The sequence below is a fragment of the Streptomyces sp. NPDC102490 genome (assembly GCF_044765285.1).
Lineage (GTDB): Bacteria > Actinomycetota > Actinomycetes > Streptomycetales > Streptomycetaceae > Streptomyces.
Genome location: NZ_JBIWJU010000001.1, coordinates 72,607 through 88,239, shown reverse-complemented (window position 1 = coordinate 88,239; position 15,633 = coordinate 72,607). Strand labels below are relative to the sequence as shown.

Below are 15,633 nucleotides of genomic sequence, written 5' to 3'. Positions count from 1 at the left end.
GCGGAGCCGACCGACCCGACCCTGAGCGCAGGGGGTAACCGACCGGACGAACACCGAGGAGCCCATGTCCGCCGAGAGCACGCCGGATCCCGCGATACCCGGCCCCGGCCAGTCCCGCGCCCCCGGCCGCGGCCGCCGGGGCAAGGGCCGCCGCCGCAAGCCCACGGCCAAGCGGCGCAAGGCCCTGCTCGTCGCGGCCTGGAGCGCCGCGGGCATCGTGGTCCTGGGCGGCACCGGAGCCGGAGTCCTGTACTTCAAGCTCAACGGCAACCTCACGAGCGTCGACATCGACCAGGCGCTCGGCGCCGACCGGCCCGAGAAGGCCGACAACGGCTCGGAGAACATCCTGGTCCTGGGCTCCGACACCCGTGCCGGCGGCAACAAGAAGCTCGGCGGCGGCACCGACGACGGCACCGCCCGCTCGGACACGGCGATGATCGTGCACGTCTACCAGGGCCACAAGAAGGCCAGCGTGGTCTCCATCCCGCGCGACACCCTCATCGACCGGCCCGACTGCACCGACACCGACGGCGGCGAGCACCCCGCCGCCGACGACGTCATGTTCAACTCCGCCTACTCCACCGGCGGCGCCGCCTGCGCCGTCAAGACCGTCGAGTCGATCAGCGGCCTGCGCATGGACCACTACCTGGAGGTCGACTTCAGCGGCTTCCAGCACCTCATCGACGACCTCGGCGGCGTCCGGGTCACCACCACCGAGGACATCAAGGACCCCGACAGCCACCTCGACCTCACGGCCGGCACCCACCGGCTCGACGGCGAGCAGGCCCTCGGCCTGGTCCGCACCCGGCACGGCGTCGGCGACGGCTCCGACCTCGGACGCATCCAGCTCCAGCAGGCCTTCGTCAAGGCCCTCGTCCACCAGGTCAAGGACATCGGCCTGCTCGGCAACCCCAAGAAGCTGTACGACATCGCCGACACCGCCACCAAGACCGTCACCACCGACTCCGACCTGGGCTCGGTGAACTCCCTGATGTCCTTCGCCAGCGGACTCAAGGGCATCGGCCCGGACAAGATGCACATGGTCACCCTGCCGGTCGTCTACGACCCCGCCGACGCCAACCGCGTCCTGGTCGAGAAGGACAAGGCCCAGCAGGTCTGGACGGCCCTGAGGAACGACCGCCCGATCCCGGAGTCGGCCACCGAGGGCACGGCCACCGGCGAGGCCAAGGGCGTCGTCAACACCGGGGAATAGTTCACCCCGCCCCCCGGTTTTGGGGGATGGCGCCAGTCCTGGCAGACTGGTACGTCGGCTCCGGTTCACGCTTCCGCATCCCGCGGCTGCGACCCGGCGCCCTCCCGGAACAGTAGGAGACACCTTGAAGCGCGACATCCACCCCGAGTACGTCGAGACGCAGGTCAGCTGCACCTGTGGCGCGTCGTTCACCACCCGCAGCACCATCGAGTCCGGCACCATCCGGGCCGAGGTCTGCTCCGAGTGCCACCCGTTCTACACGGGCAAGCAGAAGATCCTCGACACTGGTGGCCGCGTGGCCCGCTTCGAGGCCCGCTTCGGCAAGGCTGCCGGCTCCAAGAAGTAGCGAGCCTCCCATCGCCGGTCCACGGCCGCATCCCCTCCCCGGGGAGCGCCGGGACCGGCGTTTTTGGTCGCCCGCCTTCCCCTTCCCAAGCAGTAAGCAGGAGCCCAAGATGTTCGAGGCCGTCGAGGAACTCGTCGCCGAGCACGCCGACCTGGAGAAGAAGCTCGCCGACCCGTCGGTCCACTCCGACCAGGCCAACGCGCGCAAGCTGAACAAGCGGTACGCCGAGCTGACCCCGATCGTGGCCACGTTCCGCTCCTGGAAGCAGACCGGCGACGACATCGAGACCGCGCGCGAGTTCGCCGCCGACGACCCCGACTTCGCCGCCGAGGTCAAGGAACTGGACAAGCAGCGCGACGAGCTCACCGAGAAGCTGCGCCTGCTGCTGGTCCCGCGCGACCCCAGCGACGACAAGGACGTCATCCTCGAGATCAAGGCGGGCGCGGGCGGCGACGAGTCGGCGCTCTTCGCCGGCGACCTGCTGCGCATGTACCTGCGGTACGCCGAGCGGGTCGGCTGGAAGACCGAGATCATCGACTCCACCGAGTCCGAGCTGGGCGGCTACAAGGACGTCCAGGTCGCCGTGAAGACCAAGGGCGGCCAGGGCGCCACCGAGCCCGGCCAGGGCGTCTGGGCCCGGCTGAAGTACGAGGGCGGCGTCCACCGCGTGCAGCGCGTGCCGGCCACCGAGTCCCAGGGCCGCATCCACACTTCCGCGGCGGGCGTCCTCGTGACCCCCGAGGCCGAGGAGATCGACGTCGAGATCAACCCCAACGACCTCCGCATCGACGTCTACCGGTCCTCCGGGCCCGGCGGCCAGTCCGTCAACACCACCGACTCCGCCGTGCGCATCACGCACATCCCGACCGGAGTCGTCGCCTCCTGCCAGAACGAGAAGAGCCAGCTTCAGAACAAGGAGCAGGCGATGCGTATCCTGCGCTCCAGGCTGCTCGCGGCGGCGCAGGAGGAGGCGGAGAAGGAGGCCGCGGACGCCCGGCGCAGCCAGGTCCGCACCGTCGACCGCTCCGAGAAGATCCGCACGTACAACTTCCCGGAGAACCGCATCTCGGACCACCGCGTCGGCTTCAAGGCGTACAACCTGGACCAGGTCCTGGACGGCGACCTCGACTCGGTGATCCAGGCCTGCGTCGACGCGGACTCGGCGGCCAAGCTCGCCGCCGCCTGAGCACCGCCGCACCACCCGCACCGGACCACAGCTCAGCCCCGGAGGACCAGCGTGAACCTGCTGCTCATGGAGGTGGCCCAGGCCACCCAGCGGCTGGCCGACGCCGGCGTGCCCTCGCCGCGCACCGACGCGGAGGAACTCGCCGCGTACCTGCACGGCGTCAAGCGGGGCGAGCTGCACACCGTGCCGGACGCGGAGTTCGACGCCCGGTACTGGGAGGTCGTCGCCCGCCGCGAGGCGCGCGAGCCGCTCCAGCACATCACCGGCCGCGCCTACTTCCGCTACCTGGAGCTCCAGGTCGGCCCCGGCGTCTTCGTGCCCCGCCCCGAGACCGAGTCGGTCGTCGGCTGGGCCATAGACGCGGTGCGCGCCATGGACGTCGTCGAGCCCTGCATCGTCGACCTGTGCACCGGCTCCGGCGCCATCGCGCTCGCGCTCGCCCAGGAGGTGCCGCGCTCGCGCGTGCACGCCGTGGAGCTGTCCGAGGACGCCCTGAGGTGGACGCGCAAGAACATGGCGGGGTCGAGGGTCGACCTGCGCCAGGGAGACGCCCTGACCGCCTTCCCCGACCTCGACGGCCAGGTCGACCTGGTCGTCTCCAACCCGCCGTACATCCCGCTCACCGAGTGGGAGTACGTCGCCCCCGAGGCCCGCGACCACGATCCCGAGCTGGCCCTGTTCTCCGGCGAGGACGGCCTCGACCTGATCCGCGGCCTGGAACGCACCGCGCACCGGCTGCTGCGCCCCGGCGGCGTGGTCGTCGTCGAGCACGCCGACACCCAGGGCGGCCAGGTGCCGTGGATCTTCACCGAGGAGCGGGGCTGGGCCGACGCGGCGGACCACCCCGACCTCAACAACCGGCCCAGGTTCGCGACCGCCCGCAAGGCACTGCCGTGAGCCGCCGCACCCCGCTGACTTCGATCCCGCAGTACGTGTACGAGGAGGCCCGCTAAATGGCACGGCGATACGACACCAACGACTCGACCGACCGAGTCACCGGTCTGCGCGAGGCCGCGTCCGCCGTCCGCCGTGGCGAGCTCGTGGTGCTGCCGACGGACACCGTGTACGGCATCGGCGCGGACGCCTTCGCCCCGGAGGCCGTCGGCGACCTGCTGGAGGCCAAGGGCCGCGGGCGCAACATGCCCTCGCCCGTCCTCATCGGCTCGCCGAACACCCTGCACGGCCTGGTCACCGACTTCTCCGAGATGGCCTGGGAGCTGGTCGACGCCTTCTGGCCGGGCGCCCTGACGCTCGTCGCCAAGCACCAGCCGTCCCTGCAGTGGGACCTCGGCGAGACCCGCGGCACGGTCGCCGTCCGCATGCCGCTGCACCCCGTCGCCATCGAGCTGCTCACCGAGGTCGGCCCGATGGCCGTCTCCTCCGCCAACCTGACCGGCCACCCGGCCCCCGAGGACTGCGACGCCGCCCAGCAGATGCTCGGCGACTCCGTCTCCGTCTACCTCGACGGCGGGCCCACGCCCGGCATCGTCCCGTCGTCCATCGTCGACGTCACCCGCGAGGTGCCGGTCCTGCTGCGTGCGGGCGCGCTCTCGGCGGAGGAGCTGCGCAAGGTGGTACCCGACCTCGAGGTGGCGAATTGACGGCCCCTGGGACGGGGCGTGGCATAGGCAACGGGGAACGCGCCGCGGAGATCACGACCACGTTCGTCGGACTCCCGCGCGACAGCTTCCGCATCCTCCACGTCAGCACCGGAAACGTCTGCCGCTCGCCCATCACCGAGCGGCTGACCCGGCACGCGGTGCAGGAGCGGCTCGGCGTGCTGGGCGGCGGCCTGATCGTGGAGAGCGCCGGCACCTGGGGCCACGAAGGCGCCCCCATGGAGGCGAACGCCGAGACGGTCCTCACGGACTTCGGCGCGGACCCGGCCGGCTTCACCGGCCGCGAATTGCTCGACGAGCACGTGATCCGCGCCGACCTGGTGCTCACCGCGACCCGCGACCACCGGGCCCAGGTCATCTCCATGGGCCACTCGGCGGGCCTGCGCACGTTCACCCTGAAGGAGTTCACCCGCCTGGTGAACGCCATCGACCCGGCGACGCTCCCTCCGCTGGAGGACGGCGTGGTCACCCGCGCCCGCGCCCTGGTCCGCGCGGCCGCCGCGCTGCGCGGGTGGCTCCTGGCCCCCACGGTGGAGGCGGACGAGGTGTACGACCCGTACGGCGCCCCGCTGCCCTTCTTCCGGTCGGTCGGCGAGGAAATACACCAGGCACTCGAACCCGTGGTGACGGCGCTGACGGGAGTACCGGCGCGCGCGTGAGGCGGGGTGGGAGCCGGGCCGGTGAGCCGGTGGACGGCGTCTGCCGCGGCGTCCCGCGGCCCGGGAGGCCCGGGACCGAGCGGTGCGGGCGCGTCAGGGACAGGTGCCCGGTCGTGACGGCGCTGGCGGGGGTCCCGGCGCGCGTGTGAGGCGGGGTGGGGGGCGCGGGCCTACATTGGTCGTACGTCACCGTCGACGCACGCCCGGAGCGCACCATGTCGGTCACCCACGACACCCTCGAGGCCGATGACAGCTCGCTCGGCGTCCTGCTGCGCCAGGACCCCGAACTGGCCGAGATCCTGTTCGCCGAAGGCCGCCGGCAGTCGACGACCCTCCAGCTGATCGCCGCCGAGAACTTCACGTCCCCCGCCGTACTGGCCGCCCTCGGCTCGCCGCTGGCCAACAAGTACGCCGAGGGCTACCCGGGCGCCCGCCACCACGGCGGCTGCGAGATCGTCGACGTCGCCGAGCGGCTCGCCGCGCAGCGGGCCCAGGAGCTGTTCGGCGCCGACCACGCCAACGTGCAGCCGCACTCCGGCTCCTCCGCCGTGCTGGCCGCCTACGCCGCGCTGCTGCGCCCCGGCGACACCGTCCTCGCCCTCGGCCTGCCGTACGGCGGCCACCTCACCCACGGCTCGCCGGGGAACTTCTCCGGCCGCTGGTTCGACTTCGTCGGCTACGGCGTGGACGCGGAGACCGGGCTGATCGACTACGACCAGGTGCGCACCCTGGCCCGCAGCCACCGCCCCAAGGCGATCGTGTGCGGCTCCATCGCCTACCCCCGCCACCTCGACCACGCCGCCTTCCGCGCCATCGCCGACGAGGTGGGCGCCTACCTCATCGCGGACGCCGCGCACCCGATCGGCCTGGTCGCCGGGGGAGCGGCGCCCAGCCCGGTGCCGTACGCCGACATCGTGTGCGCCACCACGCACAAGGTGCTGCGCGGACCCCGCGGCGGCATGATCCTGTGCGGAAGCGAACTGTCCGAGCGGGTCGACCGGGCCGTCTTCCCCTTCACCCAGGGCGGCGCCCAGATGCACACCATCGCCGCCAAGGCCGTCGCCTTCGGGGAGGCGGCGACCCCCGCCTTCGCCGCCTACGCCCACCAGGTGGTCGCCAACGCGCGGGCGCTCGCGGCCCACCTGGCCGCCGAGGGACTGCTCGTCACCACCGGCGGTACGGACACCCACCTGCTCACCGTCGACCCCACCCCGCTCGGCGTCGACGGGAAGGCCGCACGGGGCCGGCTGGCCGCGGCCGGGATCGTCCTGGACTGCTGCGCGCTGCCGCACGGCGACGCCCGCGGCCTGCGCCTGGGCACGGCGGCGGTGACCACGCAGGGCATGGGGGAGCGGGAGATGCGGGCGGTGGCCACGCTGCTCGCCGGGGTGCTCAGGGGCGACACGGACGCCGCCGCGGCGCGGGACGACGTACGGGACCTGGTGACGGAGTTTCCCCCGTATCCGGAATGAGGCAGGGTGGGCGCACACGCGTGCACAGCCGCACGTGCAACCATCGTCGCTACCCGGAAGTCCTCATCCATATGCCTGCATCGCTAGGCTGTGAGGCCGGGAATGGCCAGCGAGACCTGTGGGGAAGCCCGTGCGTGAATATCTGCTGACGCTCTGCGTCACGGCCGCGGTGACGTATCTGCTGACCGGGCCGGTACGGAAGTTCGCGATCGTGGCGGGCGCGATGCCGCAGATCCGGGCACGTGATGTGCACCGGGAACCCACTCCGCGGCTCGGCGGGATCGCCATGTTCTTCGGACTGTGCGCGGGTCTGCTGGTCGCCGACCACCTGACCAATCTCCACCAGGTCTTCGAGAAGTCCAACGAACCGCGGGCGCTGCTCTCCGGCGCCGCCCTGATCTGGCTGATCGGTGTCCTGGACGACAAGTTCGAGATCGACGCCCTGATCAAGCTGGGCAGTCAGATGATCGCCGCCGGCGTGATGGTGGTGCAGGGTCTGACGATCCTGTGGCTTCCCATCCCGACCGTGGGCACGGTCGCGCTGACCCAGTGGCAGGGCACGCTCCTCACGGTGGCGCTGGTCGTCGTGACCATCAACGCGGTCAACTTCGTGGACGGCCTCGACGGTCTCGCGGCCGGCGTGGTGTGCATCGCGGCGGCGGCGTTCTTCATGTACGCCTACCGGATCTGGTACTCGTACGGCATCGAGGCCGCGGCGCCCGCCTCGCTGTTCGCGGCCATCCTGATGGGCATGTGCCTGGGCTTCCTGCCGCACAACATCCATCCCGCGCGCATCTTCATGGGCGACTCCGGCTCGATGCTGATCGGCCTGGTCCTGGCGGCGAGCGCCATCTCCATCACGGGCCAGGTCGACCCGGACAGCCTCTTCGGCGGCTCCGAGCGCAACACCGTGCACCAGATGGTGCCGGTCTACATCCCGCTGCTGATGCCGCTGACCATCATCGCCATCCCGGCCGCCGACCTGATCCTGGCGATCGTGCGCCGCACCTGGCGCGGCCAGTCGCCGTTCGCCGCCGACCGGGGACACCTGCACCACCGCCTGCTGGAGATCGGCCACTCGCACAGCCGCGCGGTGCTGATCATGTACTTCTTCTCGGCGCTGATCGCGTTCGGCGCGCTCGCCTACTCGGTGAACGCGGCGTCGATGTGGATCGTGCTGGGCGTCGTCTTCCTCAGCGCGATCGGCCTGGTCCTGCTCCTGCTGCCGCGCTTCACCCCGCGCGCCCCCCGCTGGGCCGAGGCCTTCGTGCCGCCGCGCTACCGGCGCCGCCGGGCGGCCGCCGCCACCCCCACCGAGGGCGGGGCCGCGGTGGCCGGGGCCGACGACGGGGACGACGAGGAGCGGGTGCGCGTCGCCGTCGGCGTCTCGGGCGTCAACGGGGCGACCGCCGTCGGACCCCGCACGCGGGCACGGTAGGAAGGGTGAGAGGGCGAAACACCCCCATTACCAGACAAGTGGGTGCGGTAATTGCACAAACGCGCACGGTCACTCTCACGTGTGACAGCAAGCACACCCACAGGTAAAGACCTCATCAAATAGTTTGTGATACGGTTCACGAGTAATCCCGGGGTAGAGCCCAAGGACCGTGGTGCGACGGTCTCTTGAACGTGCGGACTCCGTCCGCCCCGGGGCTACGCTCGTCCATGACGACACCTGCCCCCTGTGTGTTGAAAGCGGAGTTGCCGCCATGCCGTCCAATGACGTCCGGATCCTGCTTCAGGCTGCCGTGCCCACGGCTGCCGTCGGCGCCGTAGCCGCCGTCGTCAGCGCCGTGGTCGCCGGTGGCAAGGGTGCGGTCGGAGCCGTCGTCGCGACCGTGGTGGCGATGCTCTTCATGGGGATCGGCCTCTACGTCCTGCAACGCACCGCCAAGTCGCTTCCGCACCTCTTCCAGGCGATGGGCCTGATGCTCTACGCGGCACAGATCCTGCTGCTGTTCGTCTTCCTCGCCGCGTTCAAGAACACGACGCTGTTCAACCCCCGGTCCTTCGCGATCACTCTGGTCGCCGTCACGCTCGCGTGGATCGCCGCGCAGACGCGGGCGCACATGAAGGCCAAGATCCTCTACGTCGAGCCCGAACCGAAGGGCGACAAGCCCGAAAAGACGGGCCACTCGTCGTGAGGGGTAGGGCCGGGATAAAGAGGCATGTGAAGTCCTGCTATCGTCCGGTGCCAACTGCGGCATCGCGGGCGCGGGCATCTCGGCTGACGCCTGCTGAATCGCGAGGCGAGATGCCCCACAGCCGCCCCCACACCCGTAACACCAGTCCCGTGCCGAACAGCGGTTACGCACCGCGCCGACACAACGAGGTTGCCGTACCCATGCGCCACGATGAAGGAGCCCGCGGTGAGTGCTGACCCGACGCAGGTGCTCGCCTTCGAGACCGACTGCCACCTGTTCGACGGGTGTGGCTTCCCGGCTCCCGGCCTGCACTCGTTCCTCTTCGAGCCGCTCTGGGGCAACGCAGACGGCAACGGCATGTACTTCAACAAGCCGATGCTGCTCGCCCTGCTCGGCTCGATCATCATCGTGGGCTTCTTCTGGGCCGCCTTCAACAAGCCGAAGGTTGTCCCGGGCAAGCTCCAGATGGTCGCCGAGGCCGGCTACGACTTCATCCGCCGCGGCGTGGTGTACGAGACGATCGGCAAGAAGGAAGGCGAGAAGTACGTCCCGCTCGTCGTGACGCTCTTCTTCTTCATCTGGATGATGAACCTCTGGTCGATCATCCCGGTCGCCCAGTTCCCGGTGACGTCGATCATCGCCTACCCGGCGGGCATGGCCGCGATCGTCTACGTCCTGTGGGTCTCGCTGACCTTCAAGCGCCACGGCTTCGTCGGCTTCTTCAAGAACGTCACGGGCTACGACAAGTCGCTCGGCGCGGTGCTGCCGCTGGCCATGACCATCGAGTTCTTCTCGAACCTGATCGTCCGCCCCTTCACCCACGCCGTCCGGCTCTTCGCGAACATGTTCGCGGGCCACACGCTGCTGCTCCTCTTCACGATCGCCAGCTGGTACATGCTGAACGGCATCGGCATCGCCTACGCGGGCGTCTCGTTCGTGATGACGATCATCATGACGGCCTTCGAGCTCTTCATCCAGGCCGTGCAGGCGTACGTGTTCGTGCTGCTGACCTGCACCTACATCCAGGGCGCGCTCGCCGAGCACCACTGAGTCGTCCCGCATCACACCCCAGCCGTCCGGTGGCCAACCCCCACCGGTCCGTAAAGAGAAGGAAGAACTGGCATGTCCCAGACCCTTGCTGCCGTCGAAGGTTCGCTCAGCTCCGTCGGTTACGGCCTGGCCGCCATTGGCCCCGGCGTCGGCGTCGGCATCATCTTCGGTAACGGCACCCAGGCCCTCGCCCGCCAGCCCGAGGCGGCCGGTCTGATCCGCGCCAACCAGATCCTGGGCTTCGCGTTCTGTGAGGCGCTCGCCCTCATCGGTCTCGTCATGCCGTTCGTCTACTAAGACGAGCACTGACGACCGACCCTTTCGACGAAAGGCACTGATGTGAACTCCGCCCTGGTTTTCCTGGCGGCTGAGGGTGAGAAGGAGAATCCCCTCATCCCGCCGTGGCCGGAAGTTGTCATCGGCCTCATCGCTTTCGTCATCGTCTTCGGCTTCCTCGCCAAGAAGCTCCTCCCGAACATCAACAAGGTTCTGGAAGAGCGTCGCGAGGCCATCGAGGGCGGTATCGAGAAGGCCGAGGCCGCGCAGACCGAGGCCCAGAGCGTCCTTGAGCAGTACAAGGCCCAGCTCGCCGAGGCCCGGCACGAGGCCGCGCGACTGCGTCAGGAGGCGCAGGAGCAGGGCGCCACGCTCATCGCCGAGATGCGCGCGGAAGGCCAGCGGCAGCGTGAGGAGATCATCGCCGCCGGTCACGCCCAGATCCAGGCCGACCGCAAGGCCGCCGCGTCCGCGCTGCGCCAGGACGTCGGCAAGCTGGCCACCGACCTGGCCGGCAAGCTCGTCGGCGAGTCCCTCGAGGACCACGCCCGCCAGAGCCGCGTCATCGACCGCTTCCTGGACGAGCTGGACGACAAGGCGACGACGGCAGAGGCAGCCCGATGAGTGGCATGCACGGAGCGAGCCGCGAGGCCCTGGCTGCCGCCCGCGAGCGTCTCGACGCGCTGACGGACTCCACGTCCGTGGACGCCGGCGCGCTCGCCGACGAGCTGGCCTCCGTCACCGCGCTGCTGCACCGCGAGGTGTCGCTGCGTCGGGTCCTGACCGACCCGGCGCAGGCCGGCGAGGCCAAGGCCGAACTCGCCCAGCGCCTCCTCGGCACCCAGGTCAGCGGCCCGGCCGTCGACCTGGTGGCCGGCCTGGTGCGCTCCCGCTGGTCGCAGTCCCGCGACCTGGTGGACGCGCTGGAGGAGCTGGCGAACACCGCCGACCTCACCGCCGCGCAGAAGCGGGGCCGGCTCGACAACGTCGAGGACGAGCTGTTCCGGTTCGGCCGGATCGTCTCCTCCAGCACCGAGCTGCGCGCCGCGCTCACCAGCCGGTCGGCCACCACCGCGGCCAAGGGCGAGCTGCTGCGCGACCTGCTCGGCGGCCGGGCCGAGCGGACCACCGAGCGTCTGGTGACGCGCCTTGTCACCGCGCCGCGGGGACGTAGCCTGGAGTCGGGACTCGAGTCCCTGTCCAAGCTCGCCGCCGACCGGCGGGACCGGATGGTCGCCGTGGTCACCTCGGCGGTGCCGCTGAGCGACCCGCAGAAGCAGCGCCTCGGCGCGGCCCTCGCGAAGGTCTACGGCCGTCCGATGCACCTCAACCTCGACGTGGACCCCGAGGTCCTCGGCGGAATCCGGGTGCAGGTCGGTGACGAGGTCATCAACGGCTCCATCGCGGACCGCCTGGAGGACGCCGGCCGCCGGCTGGCGAGCTGACGCGTCCCGCGACAACAGCACAACACGCAGTAGCAGTACGTACTTACGACGGCCCTGGTTGGGCCGTGCAGAGGATTCACCTCTTATTGGGGGGAGTCCCGACTCGTGGAATACCCCCCAAGTGAAACTTCGGGCCCAACAAGGAGAGCAGGGAACTCAGATGGCGGAGCTCACGATCCGGCCGGAGGAGATCCGGGACGCACTGGAGAACTTCGTCCAGTCGTACAAGCCGGACGCGGCCTCGCGCGAGGAGGTCGGTACGGTCACCCTTGCCGGCGACGGCATCGCGAAGGTCGAGGGCCTGCCCTCGGCCATGGCCAACGAACTGCTGAAGTTCGAGGACGGCACCCTCGGCCTCGCCCTCAACCTCGAGGAGCGCGAGATCGGTTGCGTCGTCCTCGGTGAGTTCAGCGGCATCGAGGAGGGGCAGCCGGTCTCGCGTACCGGCGAGGTCCTCTCCGTGGCCGTCGGCGAGGGCTACCTCGGCCGCGTCGTCGACCCCCTCGGCAACCCGATCGACGGCCTCGGCGAGATCGAGACCAGCGGTCGCCGCGCCCTGGAACTGCAGGCCCCCACGGTCATGCAGCGCAAGTCGGTGCACGAGCCGATGGAGACGGGCTACAAGGCCGTCGACGCCATGACCCCGATCGGCCGCGGCCAGCGCCAGCTGATCATCGGCGACCGCCAGACCGGCAAGACCGCCCTGGCCGTCGACACGATCATCAACCAGCGCGACAACTGGCGCACCGGCGACCCGAACAAGCAGGTCCGCTGCATCTACGTCGCCATCGGCCAGAAGGGCTCCACCATCGCGTCCGTGCGCGGCGCGCTGGAGGAGAACGGCGCGCTGGAGTACACGACCATCGTGGCCGCCCCGGCGTCCGACCCGGCCGGCTTCAAGTACCTGGCGCCGTACACCGGCTCGGCCATCGGCCAGCAGTGGATGTACGAGGGCAAGCACGTCCTGATCATCTTCGACGACCTGTCGAAGCAGGCCGACGCCTACCGCGCCGTGTCGCTGCTGCTGCGCCGCCCGCCGGGCCGCGAGGCCTACCCGGGTGACGTCTTCTACCTGCACTCCCGTCTGCTGGAGCGCTGCGCGAAGCTCTCCGACGCCGAGGGCGCCGGCTCGATGACCGGTCTGCCGATCGTCGAGACCAAGGCCAACGACGTGTCGGCGTTCATCCCGACCAACGTCATCTCCATCACCGACGGCCAGTGCTTCCTGGAGTCCGACCTGTTCAACGCCGGTCAGCGTCCGGCCCTGAACGTCGGTATCTCGGTCTCCCGCGTCGGTGGCTCCGCCCAGCACAAGGCCATGAAGCAGGTCTCCGGCCGCCTCCGCGTCGACCTCGCCCAGTTCCGTGAGCTGGAGGCGTTCGCCGCCTTCGGTTCCGACCTGGACGCCGCGTCGAAGTCGCAGCTGGAGCGCGGTCAGCGCATGGTCGAGCTGCTGAAGCAGAACCAGTACCAGCCGATGTCCACCGAGGACCAGGTCGTCTCCGTCTGGGCCGGCACCACCGGCAAGATGGACGAGGTGCCCGTCGCCGACATCCGCCGCTTCGAGAAGGAACTGCTCGAGTACCTGCACCGCCAGGAGCAGGGCCTCATGACCTCCATCCGCGAGGGCGGCAAGATGTCCGACGACACCCTCCAGGCCGTCGCCGACGCGATCGCGGCGTTCAAGAAGCAGTTCGAGACCTCGGACGGCAAGCTGCTCGGCGAGGACGCCCCGTCCGTCGCCAAGTGACGTAAGGAAGGGACCTGACTCATGGGAGCCCAGCTCCGGGTCTACAAGCGTCGCATCCGATCCGTCACCGCGACCAAGAAGATCACCAAGGCGATGGAGATGATCGCCGCCTCGCGCGTCGTCAAGGCGCAGCGCAAGGTGGCGGCCTCCACGCCGTACGCGCAGGAGCTCACCCGCGCGGTCACGGCGGTCGGTACCGGGTCGAACACGAAGCACCCGCTCACCACGGAGGCGGACAGCCCGACCCGTGCCGCGGTCCTGCTCCTCACGAGCGACCGCGGTCTGGCCGGCGCCTTCAACTCCAACGCCATCAAGGCGGCGGAGCAGCTGACCGAGCGCCTCGAGCGCGAGGGCCGCCAGGTCGACACGTACATCGTCGGCCGGCGCGGTCTGGCCCACTACAACTTCCGCGAGCGCAAGGTCGTGGAGTCGTTCACGGGCTTCACCGACGAGCCGACGTACGCGGACGCCAAGAAGGTCGCGGCGCCGCTCATCGAGACCATCGAGAAGGACACGGCCGAGGGCGGCGTGGACGAACTCCACATCGTCTACACCGAGTTCGTCTCGATGATGACGCAGACGGCGGTCGACTCCCGGCTGCTGCCGCTGAGCCTCGACGAGGTGGCCGCCGAGTCGGGCGCGAAGGACGAGATCCTTCCGCTGTACGACTTCGAGCCGTCGGCGGAGGACGTCCTCGACGCCCTGCTGCCTCGCTACGTCGAAAGCCGCATCTACAACGCGCTGCTCCAGTCGGCCGCTTCCAAGCACGCCGCCACCCGGCGCGCGATGAAGTCGGCCACCGACAACGCGGGCGAGCTGATCAACACGCTCTCCCGTCTTGCCAACGCGGCCCGCCAGGCCGAAATCACCCAGGAAATCAGCGAGATCGTCGGTGGCGCCAGTGCCCTGGCCGACGCGAACGCGGGGAGTGACAACTAATGACCACCACTGTTGAGACCGCGACGGCCACGGGCCGCGTCGCCCGGGTCATCGGCCCGGTCGTCGACGTGGAGTTCCCCGTCGACGCGATGCCGGAGATCTACAACGCCCTCCACGTCGAGGTCGCCGACCCGGCGCAGGCGGGCGAGCTGAAGACGCTGACCCTGGAGGTCGCCCAGCACCTGGGTGACGGCCTGGTCCGCACCATCTCCATGCAGCCCACCGACGGCCTGGTCCGCCAGGCCCCGGTGACCGACACGGGCGCGGCCATCTCCGTCCCCGTCGGCGACTTCACCAAGGGCAAGGTGTTCAACACCCTCGGTGAGGTGCTGAACGTCGACGAGCAGTACACCGGTGAGCGCTGGCCGATCCACCGCAAGGCGCCGAACTTCGACGAGCTCGAGTCGAAGACCGAGATGTTCGAGACCGGCGTCAAGGTCATCGACCTGCTGACCCCGTACGTCAAGGGCGGCAAGATCGGTCTGTTCGGCGGCGCCGGCGTCGGCAAGACGGTGCTCATCCAGGAGATGATCTACCGCGTCGCCAACAACCACGACGGTGTCTCCGTGTTCGCCGGTGTCGGCGAGCGCACCCGTGAGGGCAACGACCTCATCGACGAGATGAGCGAGTCCGGCGTCATCGACAAGACCGCGCTTGTCTTCGGTCAGATGGACGAGCCGCCGGGCACCCGTCTGCGCGTCGCGCTGGCCGGCCTGACCATGGCCGAGTACTTCCGTGACGTCCAGAAGCAGGACGTGCTGTTCTTCATCGACAACATCTTCCGCTTCACCCAGGCGGGCTCCGAGGTGTCGACCCTGCTCGGCCGCATGCCCTCCGCGGTGGGCTACCAGCCGAACCTGGCCGACGAGATGGGTCTCCTCCAGGAGCGCATCACCTCGACCCGCGGTCACTCGATCACCTCGATGCAGGCGATCTACGTCCCCGCGGACGACCTGACCGACCCGGCCCCGGCCACCACCTTCGCCCACCTCGACGCGACGACGGTGCTCTCCCGTCCGATCTCCGAGAAGGGCATCTACCCGGCCGTGGACCCGCTGGACTCGACGTCCCGCATCCTCGACCCGCGGTACATCGCGGCGGACCACTACCAGGCCGCGATGCGCGTGAAGAACATCCTGCAGAAGTACAAGGACCTCCAGGACATCATCGCGATCCTCGGTATCGACGAGCTGGGCGAAGAGGACAAGCTCGTCGTCCACCGCGCCCGTCGCGTGGAGCGCTTCCTGTCCCAGAACACCCACGTCGCCAAGCAGTTCACCGGCGTCGACGGGTCGGACGTCCCGCTGGACGAGTCGATCGCGGCCTTCAACGCGATCTGCGACGGCGAGTACGACCACTTCCCGGAGCAGGCGTTCTTCATGTGCGGTGGCATCGAGGACCTGAAGAACAACGCCAAGGAGCTGGGCGTCTCCTGAGCCCCGGCTCGCGGTGAGCCGCACGGTTCACCACCCGGTGGGGGCGGGCGCGTCCCGCCCCCGCCGGCACGCCCCTTAGACTTGTAACCAACACCCGG

Annotated in this window: 16 protein-coding genes; all 16 read left to right on the top strand. The window is 69.8% G+C overall.

The annotated features are described in order from the left end of the window. Positions 1-64: 64 nt before the first annotated feature. Entirely contained in the window at positions 65-1,213 is a 1,149-nt protein-coding gene (locus ACIRGB_RS00415) for an LCP family protein (protein WP_403856925.1), read from the top strand. 124 nt (positions 1,214-1,337) lie between these two features. Beyond that, positions 1,338-1,559, top strand: a complete 222-nt coding sequence (gene rpmE, locus ACIRGB_RS00410; protein ID WP_015657814.1) for a 50S ribosomal protein L31 — start codon at positions 1,338-1,340, stop codon at positions 1,557-1,559. Positions 1,560-1,668: 109 nt separating this feature from the next. After that, positions 1,669-2,745: a peptide chain release factor 1 gene (prfA, locus tag ACIRGB_RS00405; protein ID WP_059301454.1), complete on the top strand. Its 1,077-nt coding sequence runs from the start codon at positions 1,669-1,671 to the stop codon at positions 2,743-2,745. Between the two features lie 51 nt (positions 2,746-2,796). Continuing rightward, positions 2,797-3,642 (top strand): peptide chain release factor N(5)-glutamine methyltransferase, encoded by an 846-nt coding sequence (gene prmC, locus ACIRGB_RS00400; protein WP_403856921.1) that lies wholly within the window; start codon positions 2,797-2,799, stop codon positions 3,640-3,642. A gap of 56 nt (positions 3,643-3,698) precedes the next feature. Further along, positions 3,699-4,346: an L-threonylcarbamoyladenylate synthase gene (locus ACIRGB_RS00395; protein ID WP_059301456.1), complete on the top strand. Its 648-nt coding sequence runs from the start codon at positions 3,699-3,701 to the stop codon at positions 4,344-4,346. Then, positions 4,343-5,023 carry a protein-tyrosine-phosphatase gene (locus ACIRGB_RS00390; RefSeq protein ID WP_403856918.1) on the top strand — a complete coding sequence of 227 codons (681 nt, stop codon included), beginning with the start codon at positions 4,343-4,345 and terminating at the stop codon, positions 5,021-5,023. Before ACIRGB_RS00395 ends, ACIRGB_RS00390 begins: the two co-directional genes overlap by 4 nt. A gap of 215 nt (positions 5,024-5,238) precedes the next feature. Further along, positions 5,239-6,495 carry a serine hydroxymethyltransferase gene (gene glyA, locus ACIRGB_RS00385; protein ID WP_403856915.1) on the top strand — a complete coding sequence of 419 codons (1,257 nt, stop codon included), beginning with the start codon at positions 5,239-5,241 and terminating at the stop codon, positions 6,493-6,495. A 130-nt stretch (positions 6,496-6,625) separates the two neighbouring features. Continuing rightward, positions 6,626-7,933 carry an MraY family glycosyltransferase gene (locus tag ACIRGB_RS00380; protein WP_403856912.1) on the top strand — a complete coding sequence of 436 codons (1,308 nt, stop codon included), beginning with the start codon at positions 6,626-6,628 and terminating at the stop codon, positions 7,931-7,933. A 271-nt stretch (positions 7,934-8,204) separates the two neighbouring features. Further along, positions 8,205-8,639, top strand: a complete 435-nt coding sequence (locus ACIRGB_RS00375) for a hypothetical protein (RefSeq protein ID WP_403856909.1) — start codon at positions 8,205-8,207, stop codon at positions 8,637-8,639. 210 nt (positions 8,640-8,849) lie between these two features. Beyond that, complete coding sequence (gene atpB / locus ACIRGB_RS00370) at positions 8,850-9,689, top strand: F0F1 ATP synthase subunit A (RefSeq protein WP_361865636.1); 840 nt, start codon at positions 8,850-8,852, stop codon at positions 9,687-9,689. A gap of 72 nt (positions 9,690-9,761) precedes the next feature. Next, on the top strand, positions 9,762-9,986 hold the full coding sequence (gene atpE / locus ACIRGB_RS00365; RefSeq protein WP_030545783.1) for an ATP synthase F0 subunit C: 225 nt from the start codon (positions 9,762-9,764) through the stop codon (positions 9,984-9,986). Between the two features lie 42 nt (positions 9,987-10,028). Next, positions 10,029-10,589: a F0F1 ATP synthase subunit B gene (locus ACIRGB_RS00360; protein WP_403856906.1), complete on the top strand. Its 561-nt coding sequence runs from the start codon at positions 10,029-10,031 to the stop codon at positions 10,587-10,589. Positions 10,590-10,594: 5 nt separating this feature from the next. Further along, the gene (locus ACIRGB_RS00355) at positions 10,595-11,410 is read left to right on the top strand and encodes a F0F1 ATP synthase subunit delta (RefSeq protein ID WP_403858159.1); all 816 of its coding nucleotides are present in this window, start codon (positions 10,595-10,597) and stop codon (positions 11,408-11,410) included. Between the two features lie 160 nt (positions 11,411-11,570). Continuing rightward, complete coding sequence (atpA, locus tag ACIRGB_RS00350; protein ID WP_104631689.1) at positions 11,571-13,160, top strand: F0F1 ATP synthase subunit alpha; 1,590 nt, start codon at positions 11,571-11,573, stop codon at positions 13,158-13,160. A 21-nt stretch (positions 13,161-13,181) separates the two neighbouring features. Next, the gene (locus ACIRGB_RS00345; protein WP_403856903.1) at positions 13,182-14,099 is read left to right on the top strand and encodes a F0F1 ATP synthase subunit gamma; all 918 of its coding nucleotides are present in this window, start codon (positions 13,182-13,184) and stop codon (positions 14,097-14,099) included. Continuing rightward, positions 14,099-15,535 carry a F0F1 ATP synthase subunit beta gene (gene atpD / locus ACIRGB_RS00340; protein WP_052840666.1) on the top strand — a complete coding sequence of 479 codons (1,437 nt, stop codon included), beginning with the start codon at positions 14,099-14,101 and terminating at the stop codon, positions 15,533-15,535. The genes ACIRGB_RS00345 and atpD overlap by 1 nt, the downstream gene beginning before the upstream one ends. The last annotated feature ends 98 nt before the right edge of the window (positions 15,536-15,633 follow it).